The sequence below is a fragment of the Pseudoalteromonas sp. AWM4_233 genome (assembly GCF_056158285.1).
In genome coordinates this window covers 2,282,552-2,297,259 of sequence record NZ_JBSWSZ010000001.1, presented here as the reverse complement: position 1 = coordinate 2,297,259, position 14,708 = coordinate 2,282,552, and the positions used below count along the sequence as shown (strand labels likewise).

The window sequence follows — 14,708 nt, the reverse complement described above, 5'->3', positions numbered from 1 at the left end:
AATTTACGCCTCGCTACCGACAAGTTTTACTTGCCTCAAAATAGATCACTTAATTAAGAGGATTGGTATAAACTCTAGTTTTTTACAAAACAAAAAACAAAAAAGGCTGCATTTGCAGCCTTTTTTAGTCAGTAGTGATATTTAGTCAACTTGAGCAGGAGAGGCCATGTCGGCACTTGCTCTCGCCGTTGGTGCTTTAGAACCCGCAGACATACCTGAGTTATGCGTAGGTGTACGTTGTTCTAAAGGCATCGCAGATGGCATTTCAAATGCATCAATCTCATCACTGCTTTGTGCTTTCGTCATTGGCGCTGATGCATTGGCATGGAAACGAACACGAGGTAGTGCTGACAAAGCGTTAACAGCTTTAGGGGCTTCAACTACTTTCACAGTTTCCTCAGCCTTAGGCGTTTCAACCACTTCAACAGTTTCTTCTGCTTTAGGCGTTTCAACCACTTCAACAGCTTCTTCTGCTTTAGGCGTTTCAACCACTTCAACAGTTTCTTCTGCTAGAGGTGCTTCTACTACTGCAACAGCTTCTTCTGCTTGAGGTGCTTCAGCTACTTCAACAGCTTCTTCTGCTTTAGGCGCTTCAGCTACTTCAACAGTTTCTTCTGCTTTAGGTGCTTCAGCTACTTCAACAGTTTCTTCTGCTTTAGGTGCTTCAGCTACTGCAACAGCTTCTTCTGCTTGAGGTGTTTCAGCTACTGTAACAACTTCTTCTGCTTGAGGCGCTTCGGCTACTGCAATAGCTTCTTCTGCTTTAGGCGTTTCAGCTACTTCAACAATCTCTTCTGTTACTTGCTTAGCTTTAAGCTCTGCTTCGTATTCAGCAGCAGCTTGGTCTGCAACAGGAATGAATGCAGGTTCTTGCTCTTTTTCTGCAGATTCAGGTTTTCTTCTACGCTGACCGGCTGCACGAAGGTGACGAGGAGAGCGACGAGAACGTGTTCTCGGTGCTTCTTCACCTTGCTCGACAGATTCAGTAGTCACTTCCGTTACCGGAGTTGCTTCTTCAGAAACAGCCTCTACAGGTTTATCTTCAGCTTGAACTGCTTTTTTAGGCTTCTCAGCGCGCTTTGTTTCAGAACGTGCGGCTTTTTCCTCACCCTGAGCTTTAACTTGGCTTTGCTCTTGAGAAATAGTCGCATTTTCAGACTCAGAACCTTCAGCTGTATTGTTACTATCTAGATTTTCAATAGCAGCTTCTTGATCAGCAATACGTACTTTTTTGCGAAGGTTGCGACGTTGGCGTCTTGGTTTTACGCGAACTTCAGCATTTGCAGTTTCTTCGGTATTAGTTTGTTGCTTTTCATCAGCTTCTTTATTAGAGCGATTATCAGGACGACGACGCGTATTTTGACGACGGCGCTTATTGCGATTTTCCTGACCTTCTTTCTTCTCATTCTGATCTTTGCTTTCAGAATTATCTTTAGCTTGGGCATCATCACGTTTTTTGTGATTGCGACGCTTCTGCTGATTACGACGGCGATTATCATTATTGCGACGTGGTTTACGTTCTTGGTTTTTGTTCTCTGTTTCTTTCTTTTCAGGTTCTTCCTCTGATGAAAACAGACCTTTTAACCAATTACCTATGCGCGTTAATAACCCTTCAGACTTAACCTCTTCTGTTTTAGGAGCAACTGCTGCAGGTTGAGGGGCGGGCGCTGGTGCAGAAGGCATAACAACACCTTTAAGTACCGGCTCTTCTTTAGGAGTTGTGTTTACAGCAACTTCGATTACTTCCGGCTCCGGTGTAACAATTTGTTCGTAACTTGCCGTCTCTGGTGTTTCATCCTTGCGCAAACGAACCACTTCATAGTGAGGTGTTTCTAAATGCTGGTTTGGAATGACGAATACATTACAGTTATGACGTTTCTCGATACGATGAACAGACTTGCGCTTTTCATTTAGAAGATAAGCTGCAACAGCTACAGGTACTTGCGCATTGACTTGTGCAGTATTCTCTTTAATCGCTTCTTCTTCGATTAAACGTAAGATAGAAAGGGCGATAGATTCGTTTGAGCGAATTGTACCTTGGCCGCTACAACGCGGGCATGAATGCTGGCTTGCTTCACCTAATGAAGGACGAAGACGTTGACGTGACATCTCAAGTAAACCAAAGCGTGAAATCTTACCAATTTGTACACGCGCTCGGTCCGGACGTACAGCATCTTTTAGACGGTTTTCAACTTCACGTTGATGACGTGGTGGAGTCATATCGATGAAATCGATAACAATTAGACCACCTAAATCACGCAAACGTAATTGACGTGCAATCTCATCAGCCGCTTCGAGGTTAGTATTTAACGCGGTTTCTTCAATGTCGCCACCTTTAGTCGCCTTTGAAGAGTTGATGTCAATTGATGTTAGTGCTTCTGTTGGGTCAATGACAATTGAACCACCAGAAGGTAAGCGCACTTCACGTTGGAAAGCAGATTCGATTTGGCTTTCGATTTGGTAATGCGTGAATAGTGGTACGTCGTTTTGATATAGTTTAACGCGGTTGATGAAGTCAGGACGGAAGCGCTCGATATGTGCTTTAGCTTCTTCAAAAACACGGGCTTTATCAATTAAAATTTCGCCGATATCACGACGTAAATAATCACGGATCGCGCGGAAAATTACATTACTTTCTTGGTGGATCAAGAATGGTGCTTTACCACTGTCAGCAGCTTGTTGGATTGCATCCCAATGAACAAGAAGAGCTTTTAAATCGTACTCTAGTTCTTCAAATGATTTACCAACACCCGCAGTACGAACAATCAGTCCCATGCCTTTTGGTAGATCTAATCGGCTTAGCGCTTCTTTGAGTTGAATTCGCTCGTCACCTTCAATACGGCGAGAAATGCCACCGGCACGAGGGTTGTTCGGCATTAGGACTAAGTAACTACCTGCAACACTGATGAATGTTGTTAAAGCAGCCCCTTTTTGGCCTCGCTCTTCTTTATCAACTTGAACGATAACTTCTTGGCCTTCTTTGATCACATCTTTGATGTTAGGGCGGCCATTGAATGTGTAACCTTCTGGGAAGTAAGTTTTAGCGATTTCTTTAAGAGGAAGGAAACCGTGTCTCTCAGCACCGTAATCAACAAATGCAGCTTCTAGAGATGGTTCGATTCGAGTGATTTTACCTTTGTAAATATTGGCTTTTTTCTGTTCGTGGCCAGGACTTTCGATATCTAAGTCATATAATTTCTGACCGTCAACCAGTGCGACGCGCATTTCTTCTTGCTGCGTAGCATTGATCAGCATACGTTTCATATTGTTAACTCTACTTTCAAATTAAGTCGAGTCTGATGTGCAAAGCTTGGACCTGACGAGTGCCCCATATTTAATGATGCAGTCTCACGACTGGGGTCAATGGAATGTTCTTACAACTTATTTTTTAAGCACACGGTGACGGTTATCACTACCAGTTTATTCGCACGGTAAGGGCGCTTCTTAGTGAATAAGTTTTATCTCGTTTTTGGCTTTTACTTACGCAATCAGACATTTATTTCTATTTTTGCTTTCTTTTTTAATCATGCTTAGCCTTCACTGCGATCTGTTACGCGCATCGAAGTGAGCTAAAGGCACGTGTTATTCGGGTGACAAAAGCTTTGGAAATCCAAGCCGCTATCTGTATGATCGTCACCCATGATGTGCATCACGATTATTGTCTTTGCGATAAAAAGCAGTTTCGCAAAAAAATTGCGCGTCGATTATCCCATTAATAACGTCGTGATAGCAACTAAATTATTACTCAAATCAGTGATTAGGCAATGTCAGAAAAATCTCCTTTAAAAGTCAGCTTTGTAACCGTAACTGAAGATCAGCAAGGTCAGAGAATTGATAACTTCTTAGTGACCCATTTGAAGGGGGTGCCTAAGAGTGCAATTTATAAAATTCTTCGTAAGGGAGAGGTAAGAGTTAATAAAAAACGCGTTAAGCCAGTTTATAAATTGCAAATGGACGACCTAATTCGTATTCCGCCCATTAAAGTGGCTGAGCGAGAAGAGTTTGTTCCAAAAAATCTAGATAAAATATCTGCCTTAGAAGATGCAATTTTATTTGAAGATCAATATCTCATTGTGATCAATAAACCTTCAGGTATGGCTGTACATGGCGGCAGTGGTTTGAGTTATGGCTTAATTGAAGCGTTGCGTGTTTTAAGACCGCAAGAAAAAAACCTAGAGCTTGTGCACCGTTTAGATAGAGACACATCAGGTTGTCTTCTGATTTCAAAGAAACGTTCTATTTTAAAAGGACTCCACGAGCAGCTCCGTGAAAAAACCATGGAGAAAAACTACTGGGCATTAGTGGTCGGAGAGTGGGCGGCAAAAATCAAAAATGTCACCGAACCACTTCGAAAAAACACCTTACAGTCAGGTGAGCGCGTTGTGCGAGTAGATGAAGAACAAGGTAAGGCATCACATACTCGCTTTAGAGTGCTTGAGCGTTTTGATGGTTGCACGTTGGTACAAGCATCGCCAGTGACAGGTCGTACTCACCAAATTCGTGTTCACACTCAATGTAAAGGTCATCCTATTGCGTGTGATGATAAGTACGGCGACCAAGTTTTTGATAGCCGTATGAGAGAAATGGGGTTAAGCCGTTTATTCTTACACGCCCATGATCTTCGCTTTTTACACCCAAAACATGAAACAACCATGCATGTTGAGGCGCCGCTAGATAAGGCACTAAATAATGCTTTAAAAACATTAAGAGCCAAGTAATGCAGTACAAACTTGTTATTTTTGATTGGGATGGCACTTTAATGGATTCAGTGCCAAAAATTGTGAATGTTTTAAAACTTGCAGCCAAGCAATGTGATGCGTTAATTCCGACCGATGATGCTGCTAAAGCTATTATCGGTTTATCTTTACCGACCGCGGTTGCAAAGCTGTTTCCAAACGATGAAGATAAGTGGGAAGCGTTAGCTCAAGCTTATAAAACGGTTTATAAAGAAGGGGATGATACGCCTACTCCGTTATTTACAGGAGCAAATGACTTATTAGATGCTTTAGCTGCGAGTCAGGTGCAACTGGCCGTTGCGACCGGTAAATCTCGTACAGGGTTAAACCGTTTAATGGCTGAAACATCGACAGAAGAATACTTTGTTACCACTAAAACAGCTGATGAAGCGCAGTCTAAGCCAAATCCTGATATGTTAAATCAAATTCTAGCAATGACAGGTGTGGCTGCTGAAGATGCCATTATGATAGGTGATTCATTATTAGATATCGAAATGGCCAAGCAAGCGGGTATTGCAGCGGTTGGATTGACCCATGGCGCCGCAACTCGAGCAGCGCTTGAAAAAACGCAAGCGCTGACAGTACTAGACAGCCTAACTGACTTACATATTTTTCTGTTGGCTGAGCAGCACATCAACGTTAAAGCCAGCTAATAGCTCGGTTAATCTAATTAGAGGCAGCCCAATCAATGAATTTGGATCGCTGCCTTCCAATTTCTCAAACAAACAAATCCCCAAACCTTCACTTTTAAAGCTGCCAGCACATTGATAAGGTGTTTCAGCCTCACAATATGCCTCGATTTGTTCGAGGGTTAATTTCTTAAAATGAACGTTGAACGGTTCAACAATGACTTCTTGTCGGTCAGTTGCTATATCGTACAAGCACAATCCAGTTAAAAATCTCACTTTATTGCCACTGAAGCTTTGCAGCTGTTTGATGGCATTTACTTTTGTATGAGGTTTGCCGAGTATTTTACCGTCGTAAACAGCCACTTGATCAGAGCCAATCACCAAACCATCTTTGAATTTGTTATTGGCTGCTTTTGCTTTTAACACACTTAATCTGGCTACTAGATCTTCTGGTGTTTCATTACTTAAATGACTTTCATCTACATCAGGTGAAAACGATGAAAAAGGTAGGTTCAATTTTTTTAAAATTTGCTGCCTAAATGGCGAGCTTGACGCTAAAATAAGAGGAGTTTTCATAAACACTTAGTTGTCAAAATACCAATGGCGCTAGAATAGAGCGCAATAGAGCGAAAAACAAAGGAAACTTTGATTTTTATTTTGACTAAAACATTAACTATCTATATGATGCAGCCCCTATGCAAAAGGTGAAAATTCCCATCACTCTTGATCCTTGCAGAGCAGCTCAACGCAGACTCAGTTATGACGGCGTTGTTCAGCTTGAAGAACTTTCTCGCTTAGAGCAAGTTGTGCAAGATCAAACTGGTGAAATAGCGGTAGACATTCATTGCAGTAATGATGAACAAGGGTTGGTTGTAATTCGCGGTTCTTTCCGTGCACATCTGACCGTTATTTGTCAACGTTGTAATGGAGATTTAGGGTTGGATTTGGAACATGACTTTGCTTATTCACCGGTTAAAGCGGGTGATGAGTCGGACCATCTTCCTGATTGCTACGATGTGGTTGAACTGGATGAAGAAGGTGAAATAAATCTTCGTCAACTTATAGAAGACGAGCTTATTTTAGCGATTCCTATAGTACCAACTCACGACGAAGCATCTTGCGCTTATTCCGAAGAGCCTGCGAGCTTTGGTGAAGTAGTCGCAACAGAGAGCAAACCAAATCCATTTGAAATTTTAAAACAACTTAAGAAAGATTCTTAGGAGAAGGCTAATGGCTGTACAAAAAAGCAAAAAGTCTCGCGCAAGACGTGGCATGCGCCGTTCACACGACGCAATCAGTGGACCAGCTCTAACTGTAGATCAGGTTTCTGGTGAGACTCATCTTCGTCACCACGTGACTGCTGATGGTTACTACAAAGGCGAAAAAGTAATTTCTAAATAAGAGATTGCTTTTATGCTGACTCATCTAACCATTGCGTTAGATATGATGGGGGGCGATTACGGCCCCCGTTCATCTATTCCAGCCGCCATTTCTGCGGTAAATAAATACCCCAATCTTACATTGCTCCTTTGTGGCGATGAAAAATGCATTTCTGATGCTTTAATAAAACATAAAGCAGACACACACCCTAGATTGATCATTAAGCACTGTAGTGAAGTTGTTTCTAATAATTGCGAACCTGCTCAGGCACTTCGTAACAAGAAAGACTCTTCAATGCGTGTTGCTTTAGATTTAGTTAAAAACAAACAAGCACAAGCTTGCGTTAGTTCAGGTAATACAGGTGCACTGTTACTGATTGCACACTTTGTGTTAAAAATGCTTCCTGGCATCAAACGACCTGCACTCATTTCTGCTGTACCTACAGAAAAAAAACAACCTGTTTATTTACTTGACCTTGGTGCAAACGTGCATTGTGATGCACAGACATTGTTTCAGTTTGGCATTATGGGCAGTATTGTTGCTGGTGAAACCTGCAAAGGTGACAAGCCAAAAGTCTGTTTACTTAATATTGGCTCAGAAGACATTAAAGGCAATGACACAATTAAAGAAGCCGCAAGTTTGATGAAGGCAACGCCTTATCTTAACTACACAGGGTTTTGTGAAGGCAGTGATATGTTTTCAGGTAAAGCTGATGTTGTTGTTTGTGAAGGGTTTGTGGGTAATGTCGCTCTAAAAACATGTGAAGGTATTGCTAAACTTATTATGCATAAGTTTACAAAAGCGTTGAAAAAACGTTTTTTCTACCGATTATTAGCCGTATTACTCAGCCCAATCATAAAAAAACTCTACAGAAGGGTGAACCCCGACCAGTATAACGGTGCAAGTCTGGTAGGATTGCGTGGTATTGTTGTGAAAAGTCACGGAAATGCTTCGAACAAGGCGTTTCTTGCTGCAATCGAAGAAGCTATCAGAGAAGTTGAAAAACAGGTTCCTGAAAAAATAGAAGCGACCTTCGAACAAATTGCATTAGATAAAGAACACTCGCCATCGTCCCTCGAAAATAATTAACTTGGGGTGAGGGTGGCATAACTATTATTATAAAGAGCATTATATGTCACAGAAAATTGCACTTTTATTCCCAGGTCAAGGCTCACAAGCAGTTGGTATGCTTGCTGAGTTACTTGAATCATCAGAAATTGTAAAAGCAACATTTGCAGAAGCTTCAGAAGCGCTTGGTTATGACTTAGCGAATTTAGTTGTAAATGGTCCTGCTGAAGAACTAAATCAAACTCATCGTACACAACCTGCATTACTAACTGCCAGCGTTGCTGTTTACCGTGAATGGGTAGCAAACAATTCAGAAGTTGAGACCGTTCTAGCTGGTCATAGCTTAGGTGAGTACTCAGCATTGGTATGTGCTGGTGTATTAAGCCTTGCTGAAGCCGTAAAATTGGTTGAGAACCGTGGTCTTTATATGCAGCAAGCCGTACCAGCTGGTGTAGGTTCAATGGCTGCGATTATCGGTCTTGATGATGACAAAATCCAAGCAATTTGTGCTGAGCTTTCGGGTGAGCAAGTGGTTGCGCCTGTTAACTACAATTCTCCTGGTCAAGTTGTTATTGCGGGTCACAAGGAAGCGGTAGAAAAAGCGTCTGAGGCTTGTAAAGAAGCTGGCGCAAAACGCGCACTACCACTAGCTGTAAGCGTGCCTTCTCACTGTGAACTAATGAAGCCTGCAGCAGAAAAACTGGCAGCTGATTTAGAAGCTTTAGCATTCAATGCACCGAAATCGAGCGTGATCAACAACGTTGATGTTGCTATTGAAACAGAAGCTGCTGCGATTAAAAATGCGCTAGTACGTCAGCTCTACAGCCCTGTGCGTTGGACTGAAACAGTTCAAGAACTTGCAAAGATTGGTATTACACAAAGTTATGAATTCGGTCCAGGTAAAGTACTGAGTGGCCTAGTTAAGCGTATTGATAGATCAATTTCTTGTGCATCAGTAAGTGATGCAGCAGCAATTGAATCTGCTAAATAAGAAGAGATAAAAAATGAGCAATCTATTTTCATTAGAAGGTAAAATTGTTTTAGTAACAGGTGCAAGCCGTGGTATCGGTAAATCTGTTGCTAATGCATTAGTTGCACAAGGTGCGATTGTTGCAGGTACTGCGACGAGCGAATCTGGCGCTGAAAAAATTAGCGAATATTTAGGCGAAAACGGTAAAGGTTACGCGCTAAACGTGACGGATGCTGATTCAATCACAGCAACGTTAGCGGCAATTAAAGCTGATTTTGGCGATATTGACGTGCTAGTTAATAACGCAGGTATCACACGTGATAACCTACTTATGCGTATGAAAGACGATGAGTGGAACGATATTATCGATACCAACTTAAGCTCTATCTACCGTCTTTCTAAAGCGGTTCTTCGTCCTATGATGAAGAAAAAAGCTGGTCGTATCATTAACATTGGTTCTGTTGTGGGCACAATGGGTAATGCAGGTCAAGCAAACTATGCAGCTGCAAAAGCGGGTGTAATTGGTTTTTCTAAATCTCTAGCACGTGAAGTCGCTTCTCGTGGTATTACAGTGAACGTTATCGCGCCAGGTTTCATTCAAACAGACATGACTGACGAGCTAACTGATGAGCAAAAAGCAGCAACGCTTGCTAACGTGCCTGCAGGTCGTTTAGGTCAGCCTGAAGAAATTGCAGCTGCTGTATGTTATTTAGCGTCTGATGCGGCTGCGTACGTATCAGGTGAGACTTTGCATGTAAATGGTGCGATGTACATGGTTTAATTGCTATAGATCATAAAAAAGATTCAATTAATTTTTTGTGATCTTGCTGCAATCTTACTTGAAATTGCTATTAAAATAAGCGATAAAAGTATAAATTAATTTATAACAGGTTTGACCAGATCAAAATATCTGAGCAAATCCTTGAAACCCAGAATTATGCGCCGTACACTACGCCGCAATCTGAAAATAACGCAAATGCGTTTTAATAAAGGAAAGAAGAATGAGCGATATCCAAGAACGCGTAACGAAAATCATTGTTGAGCAACTAGGTGTTAAAGAAGAAGAAGTTAAAAACGAAGCGTCTTTCGTTGACGACTTAGGTGCTGACTCTCTAGACACTGTTGAGCTAGTAATGGCTTTAGAAGAAGAGTTCGACACTGAGATCCCTGACGAAGAAGCAGAGAAAATTACTACTGTTCAAGCAGCGATCGACTACGTTACTGCTCACGCTGAGTAATCAAACGTATCACTTGGGGCAGCATTCGCTGCCCTTAGTCTTTTCTACCCCCTCATAAAAATAATCAATCCCTTTTGGAGGAAACCGTGGCTAAACGTCGAGTCGTAGTAACTGGCTTAGGTATGTTGACGCCGCTAGGTAATGATGTTGCATCAACCTGGCAAGGCTTACTAGAAGGCCAAAGTGGCATTTCTAACATCACGCACTTTGATACCACAAATTTTGGAACTAAATTCGCAGGTCTGATCAATGACTTTGATGTCACTGAGTACATGCCGAAGAAAGAAGCCAAAAAAATGGACTTGTTTATCCAATATGGTGTTGCAGCAGGGGTTCAAGCTTTAAAAGACTCAGGTCTTGAAATCACTGACGAAAATGCAGCACGTGTAGGTGTAGCTGTAGGTTCAGGTATCGGTGGTTTAACATTAATCGAAGAAAACCATGTAAAACTACTTAATAGTGGCCCACGTAAGCTGTCACCGTTTTATGTGCCTTCGACAATTATCAATATGATCTCTGGTCACTTGTCTATCATGCATGGCTTGAGAGGTCCAAATATTTCAATCGTTACTGCTTGTACAACTGGTTTGCATAACATCGGCCATGCTGCGCGCATGATTGCCTATGGTGATGCAGATGCGATGGTTGCAGGCGGTGCGGAAAAAGCATCTACGCCAATTGGTATGGGTGGTTTCAGTGCGGCACGTGCACTTTCAACACGCAATGATGATCCACAAGCTGCTTCTCGTCCTTGGGACAAAGACCGTGATGGTTTTGTACTTGCTGATGGTGCGGGCGTGATGGTACTTGAAGAGTACGAACATGCAAAAGCACGTGGTGCAAAAATTTATGCTGAGCTAGTTGGCTTCGGTATGAGTGGCGATGCATTCCACATGACGTCACCACCTGAAGATGGTTCAGGCGCGGCACTTGCAATGGAAAATGCCCTTAAAGATGCGTGTGTAAACGCTGAAGAAGTGGGTTATATCAACGCACACGGTACTTCAACGCATGCAGGTGACAAAGCTGAAACGCAAGCGGTTAAGTCTATTTTCGGTGCCGCTGCTGATAAAGTGATGGTTGGTTCATCTAAATCAATGATGGGTCACCTACTAGGTGCTGCAGGGTCTGTTGAGTCAATTATCACAGCGCTATCGTTACATGATCAAAAAGTATCACCGACTATTAACCTAGATAACCCAGATGAAGGGTGTGATCTAGATTATATTGCTCACACAGGTCGTGACGCAAAACTTGAGTATGCATTATGTAACTCATTTGGTTTTGGTGGAACCAATGGCTCGTTGCTATTTAAAAAGGTATAATCCTTAAATATGGCGACAAACTATTAAAGAAAGCCTGGCGATGCCGGGCTTTTTTGTGATTAAAATGAGCTTAAAAATAACAACCACAATCACACCTCAAGACCGCGGCTTTCAATATGGCGATGGCTTTTTTACCACTGCAGCCATTAAATCAGGCAAAGTCCAACACTGGGATTTACATCTCAAACGCCTACAATCATGTGCCAAAGCACTATATTTTCCAAAAATTGATTGGCAACAGTTGCAACTCGAGTGTGAAAAGCATGCGGCAGATCATCAATTAGCCGTATTAAAAGTGGTTATCACCAGAGGTGAGGGAGGGCGTGGTTACCAAGCGCCTGACGAGCCAAGCCTCAATGCGATTGTCTCCGTACTTCCTTTTCCCACACATTATGCTGATTGGCAGGCTCAGGGGATCAAAGTAAGTACTTCAAACGTAAAGCTTGGTCATCAGCCATTGCTGGCGGGCTTAAAAACGTTAAATAGACTTGAACAAGTGTTGATCAAACAAGATGCCAAGCAGTTTACTGATAGCCATGATGTGATAGTGTTAGACATTCATAATCAAGTGATTGAAACATCAGCAGGAAACTTGATTGGTTTTAAAAATGGTGAGTTTTTTACGCCAAAACTGTCAAAAGCAGGAATAAAAGGTATTTACCTAAGTGCATTACAGCAAGTAAATACCATTGCTGAAGTTGAAGAAAGTATCGGTTTTTGGACTGATATGGATGTGTTGTTTACTTGTAATAGTTTGATGGAGATAGTGCCAATTATTCAATTAGATACAAAACAGTTTGAGCTTGAATCAGCTTTAATCGTCAAACAGAGTTTAATGAGTTCCTTACATGCTTAAGAAGATAACCGCAGCCTTTGTGCTCTTGATGTTAATCGCTGCAGTATTTATTCAACAGCAAATAACACACTTTAAGCAGTTACAACTGACAACCCCCCCTGAGTTGTTCGAAGTGAAACGTGGTACAGGTGTTCATCGACTTTGTAATGAATGGTTAGCGGAAGGTAATATTGATTCGTGTTTTGCACTGCAAGTATATGCCAAGTTATATCCTGCAAATACTTCGCTAAAACCAGGCTTATATGAGTTACAAAATTTAACCGTGTTAGAGGCCATTGACAAAATTCACAAAGGTCAGCAAAAACAGTTTAGTTTTACTGTGATCGAAGGTGACACTTTAAAAATGGTCCTCAACAAGCTCAAATCAGCCGCTTTCATACAATACAATATTGACGAGGCAAAGCTTTCAGAGCAATTAGAAGTGACTAACTATGCGGAAGGCTGGTTACTACCCGAAACTTATTTTTATCATGCAAACGATAGCGCATTGTCGATTGTGACACGCGCACATGAGGCTATGAAAGCAGAACTCGCGCAAGTGTGGGAAAATAGAATGGCCAATTTGCCGCTGCAAAATGCCTATGAAGCGCTTATATTGGCATCGATCATAGAGAAAGAAACGGGTTATGCTGGGGAGCGCAAAAAAATCGCTTCAGTGTTTATTAATCGACTCAATAAGAAAATGCGTTTGCAAACTGATCCTACGGTAATTTATGGATTGGGAGAACGATTTGATGGCGATATTAAACGCAAAGATTTAAAAGAGCATACGCCTTATAATACATACAGAATAAATGGTTTGCCGCCAACACCCATTGCCATGCCATCAAAAGAGGCAATCATAGCGGCGACTCAACCCGATACAACTGATTACTATTATTTTGTTGCCAAGGGCAATGGCCAGCATCAGTTTTCTAAAAACTTAACGGATCATAATAAGGCCGTAAGACAGTATATTTTAAAGAGAAGTAATGACAGCTAAATTTATTGTGATTGAAGGCCTTGAAGGGGCTGGTAAATCAACAGCAATGCAAATTTGCCAACAGTTTCTTGCAGACAAGCAAATTGATTTTATTAACACCCGAGAGCCGGGTGGCACGCCAATGGCTGAAGCACTTCGAACGCTTGTTAAAAACCAGTATGAAGAAGAAGTGGCAGGTGAAACTGAGCTACTGATTATGTACGCTGCACGTGCGCAGTTACTGCATAATGTGATCAGACCTAGTCTTGCTGCCAACAAGTGGGTACTGGGTGACAGACATGACATGTCTTCACAAGCTTACCAGGGTGGTGGCAGAGGTTTATCTCAAGCAACATTGAATAGTCTTTCTGATATTGTGTTACAAGGTTTAAAACCCGATCTCACCTTATATCTAGATATTTCACCAGAGGTGGGTTTATCACGCGCACGTGGGCGTGGAGAGCTCGATAGAATTGAGTTAGAGGCGATTGAGTTTTTCGAAAAAACTCGCGCTCGTTATTTAGCATTAGCAGAATCGGATGAAAACTGCGTGGTCATAAACGCAGAGCAAGCGATGGATAAAGTGCACGCTGACATTCTGGCTGCCTTAGAAAATTTTTATCAGCAGGTTAATCTCTGATGATGCCTTGGTTAGAGCGTCCTTGGCAACAGCTCAATACGAGTTTTAAAGCGGGTCGCTTTCATCATGCTCAACTGCTTGCTGGGTTGCAAGGAGTAGGCAAGTTAGCATTAGCACAGGGGCTAGCTGATGCCATCTTGTGTGAAAATACTTCAGAGCTTTTGGCATGTGGTCAGTGTAAAAGTTGTGGCTTAATTGCAGCACAAACTCACCCTGATAAACTGCTTGTTAGCTCAGAGGGGGCGACCATAGGTGTCGATGAAATAAGAGCAATCGCCGATTTCATCTATCATTCGGCGCAGCAAGGTGGCAACAAAGTAGTTATTGTTCACCAAGCGCATAAAATGACGCATTCAGCGGCCAATGCACTACTAAAAACCCTTGAAGAGCCAAATGCAAAACGCTTTTTGATTTTAACTTGTGATGATGTTGCGCAATTGCCAGCGACGATTGTAAGTCGTTGTGCAAAGAGCAATATAGCGTTTCAATCCGAGCAGCAAGTTAGGGCTTGGTTGACGCAGCAATTAGGTGATTACGGTGAACAGCCATGTATTAACTTGTTTATATCACAACCTTTGAAAATTAAGCATTGGTTTGAAACGGGTCAAGTTGAACAAATTAGTCAATTATTCCATAGTATTGAAACACTCAATCATACGACGGATGTTTCGCAATGTGTTGAATTATTGGTAAAATCGCCAGAATTGGTAAATGAAATGGGGCGCTTTGTTCAAGGGCGAATAAAGCAAGGTTTATACAATGGTGCTGACTTCTCGAAAATAACAGTCGCACAACAGGCTTTGGCTGACTTCATAAAGGATCATCAACAGATCCCAGGCTTGAATTTACAATTAGCCTTGCTTAAGTTATTTACAGCGCTAAAACAGGCTTTGCAGTAGGGGAGC

The 14,708-nt window shown here is 41.9% G+C and carries 15 protein-coding genes; 13 read left to right on the top strand and 2 right to left on the bottom strand.

Translation table 11 applies throughout. The features are described from left to right. Positions 1 to 141: 141 nt before the first annotated feature. Positions 142 to 3,264, bottom strand: a complete 3,123-nt coding sequence (gene rne, locus ACXAC4_RS10225; RefSeq protein ID WP_475161115.1) for a ribonuclease E — start codon at positions 3,262 to 3,264, stop codon at positions 142 to 144. 500 nt (positions 3,265 to 3,764) lie between these two features. Between rne and rluC the strand changes: the two genes are divergently transcribed. Together rluC and ACXAC4_RS10215 are read left to right on the top strand one after the other, a co-directional pair. Continuing rightward, entirely contained in the window at positions 3,765 to 4,718 is a 954-nt protein-coding gene (gene rluC / locus ACXAC4_RS10220; protein WP_404390223.1) for a 23S rRNA pseudouridine(955/2504/2580) synthase RluC, read from the top strand. Next, positions 4,718 to 5,389 carry an HAD-IA family hydrolase gene (locus tag ACXAC4_RS10215; protein WP_475161112.1) on the top strand — a complete coding sequence of 224 codons (672 nt, stop codon included), beginning with the start codon at positions 4,718 to 4,720 and terminating at the stop codon, positions 5,387 to 5,389. Before rluC ends, ACXAC4_RS10215 begins: the two co-directional genes overlap by 1 nt. On the opposite strand, the gene ACXAC4_RS10210 is transcribed toward ACXAC4_RS10215, so the two are convergent. Continuing rightward, a complete protein-coding gene (locus tag ACXAC4_RS10210) occupies positions 5,339 to 5,941 on the bottom strand; it encodes a Maf family protein (RefSeq protein ID WP_475161111.1) in 603 nt (200 codons plus the stop codon). The genes ACXAC4_RS10215 and ACXAC4_RS10210 overlap by 51 nt on opposite strands. Before the next feature lie 119 nt (positions 5,942 to 6,060). Here ACXAC4_RS10210 and yceD point away from each other — a divergent pair, with 119 nt between their 5' ends. From yceD to holB, 11 genes are all read left to right on the top strand, one after another. After that, positions 6,061 to 6,585: a 23S rRNA accumulation protein YceD gene (gene yceD / locus ACXAC4_RS10205; protein WP_058030135.1), complete on the top strand. Its 525-nt coding sequence runs from the start codon at positions 6,061 to 6,063 to the stop codon at positions 6,583 to 6,585. A 10-nt stretch (positions 6,586 to 6,595) separates the two neighbouring features. After that, complete coding sequence (rpmF, locus tag ACXAC4_RS10200) at positions 6,596 to 6,766, top strand: 50S ribosomal protein L32 (protein ID WP_058030134.1); 171 nt, start codon at positions 6,596 to 6,598, stop codon at positions 6,764 to 6,766. Positions 6,767 to 6,778: 12 nt separating this feature from the next. After that, the gene (gene plsX, locus ACXAC4_RS10195) at positions 6,779 to 7,834 is read left to right on the top strand and encodes a phosphate acyltransferase PlsX (RefSeq protein WP_475161109.1); all 1,056 of its coding nucleotides are present in this window, start codon (positions 6,779 to 6,781) and stop codon (positions 7,832 to 7,834) included. A gap of 43 nt (positions 7,835 to 7,877) precedes the next feature. Continuing rightward, positions 7,878 to 8,804 carry an ACP S-malonyltransferase gene (fabD, locus tag ACXAC4_RS10190; protein ID WP_475161106.1) on the top strand — a complete coding sequence of 309 codons (927 nt, stop codon included), beginning with the start codon at positions 7,878 to 7,880 and terminating at the stop codon, positions 8,802 to 8,804. A gap of 13 nt (positions 8,805 to 8,817) precedes the next feature. Next, entirely contained in the window at positions 8,818 to 9,564 is a 747-nt protein-coding gene (gene fabG / locus ACXAC4_RS10185; protein WP_058030131.1) for a 3-oxoacyl-ACP reductase FabG, read from the top strand. Positions 9,565 to 9,784: 220 nt separating this feature from the next. Then, positions 9,785 to 10,021 carry an acyl carrier protein gene (gene acpP / locus ACXAC4_RS10180; protein ID WP_058030130.1) on the top strand — a complete coding sequence of 79 codons (237 nt, stop codon included), beginning with the start codon at positions 9,785 to 9,787 and terminating at the stop codon, positions 10,019 to 10,021. Positions 10,022 to 10,107: 86 nt separating this feature from the next. Further along, positions 10,108 to 11,346: a beta-ketoacyl-ACP synthase II gene (gene fabF, locus ACXAC4_RS10175; protein WP_475161104.1), complete on the top strand. Its 1,239-nt coding sequence runs from the start codon at positions 10,108 to 10,110 to the stop codon at positions 11,344 to 11,346. A gap of 64 nt (positions 11,347 to 11,410) precedes the next feature. Continuing rightward, positions 11,411 to 12,202 (top strand): aminodeoxychorismate lyase, encoded by a 792-nt coding sequence (gene pabC, locus ACXAC4_RS10170; protein ID WP_475161103.1) that lies wholly within the window; start codon positions 11,411 to 11,413, stop codon positions 12,200 to 12,202. Beyond that, entirely contained in the window at positions 12,195 to 13,184 is a 990-nt protein-coding gene (gene mltG, locus ACXAC4_RS10165) for an endolytic transglycosylase MltG (RefSeq protein ID WP_475161101.1), read from the top strand. The genes pabC and mltG overlap by 8 nt, the downstream gene beginning before the upstream one ends. Next, positions 13,174 to 13,803 carry a dTMP kinase gene (gene tmk, locus ACXAC4_RS10160; protein ID WP_349286171.1) on the top strand — a complete coding sequence of 210 codons (630 nt, stop codon included), beginning with the start codon at positions 13,174 to 13,176 and terminating at the stop codon, positions 13,801 to 13,803. Before mltG ends, tmk begins: the two co-directional genes overlap by 11 nt. Then, the gene (gene holB, locus ACXAC4_RS10155; RefSeq protein ID WP_475161098.1) at positions 13,803 to 14,702 is read left to right on the top strand and encodes a DNA polymerase III subunit delta'; all 900 of its coding nucleotides are present in this window, start codon (positions 13,803 to 13,805) and stop codon (positions 14,700 to 14,702) included. Before tmk ends, holB begins: the two co-directional genes overlap by 1 nt. Positions 14,703 to 14,708 lie beyond the last annotated feature (6 nt).

Bases quoted from the DNA above. Each gene is read 5' to 3' on its own strand.
- rne (WP_475161115.1), bottom strand. From the start codon at position 3,264: ATGAAACGTATGCTGATCAATGCTACGCAGCAAGAAGAAATGCGCGTC.
- rluC (WP_404390223.1), top strand. From the start codon at position 3,765: ATGTCAGAAAAATCTCCTTTAAAAGTCAGCTTTGTAACCGTAACTGAA.
- ACXAC4_RS10215 (WP_475161112.1), top strand. From the start codon at position 4,718: ATGCAGTACAAACTTGTTATTTTTGATTGGGATGGCACTTTAATGGAT.
- ACXAC4_RS10210 (WP_475161111.1), bottom strand. From the start codon at position 5,941: ATGAAAACTCCTCTTATTTTAGCGTCAAGCTCGCCATTTAGGCAGCAA.
- yceD (WP_058030135.1), top strand. From the start codon at position 6,061: ATGCAAAAGGTGAAAATTCCCATCACTCTTGATCCTTGCAGAGCAGCT.
- rpmF (WP_058030134.1), top strand. From the start codon at position 6,596: ATGGCTGTACAAAAAAGCAAAAAGTCTCGCGCAAGACGTGGCATGCGC.
- plsX (WP_475161109.1), top strand. From the start codon at position 6,779: ATGCTGACTCATCTAACCATTGCGTTAGATATGATGGGGGGCGATTAC.
- fabD (WP_475161106.1), top strand. From the start codon at position 7,878: ATGTCACAGAAAATTGCACTTTTATTCCCAGGTCAAGGCTCACAAGCA.
- fabG (WP_058030131.1), top strand. From the start codon at position 8,818: ATGAGCAATCTATTTTCATTAGAAGGTAAAATTGTTTTAGTAACAGGT.
- acpP (WP_058030130.1), top strand. From the start codon at position 9,785: ATGAGCGATATCCAAGAACGCGTAACGAAAATCATTGTTGAGCAACTA.
- pabC (WP_475161103.1), top strand. From the start codon at position 11,411: ATGAGCTTAAAAATAACAACCACAATCACACCTCAAGACCGCGGCTTT.
- mltG (WP_475161101.1), top strand. From the start codon at position 12,195: ATGCTTAAGAAGATAACCGCAGCCTTTGTGCTCTTGATGTTAATCGCT.
- tmk (WP_349286171.1), top strand. From the start codon at position 13,174: ATGACAGCTAAATTTATTGTGATTGAAGGCCTTGAAGGGGCTGGTAAA.
- holB (WP_475161098.1), top strand. From the start codon at position 13,803: ATGATGCCTTGGTTAGAGCGTCCTTGGCAACAGCTCAATACGAGTTTT.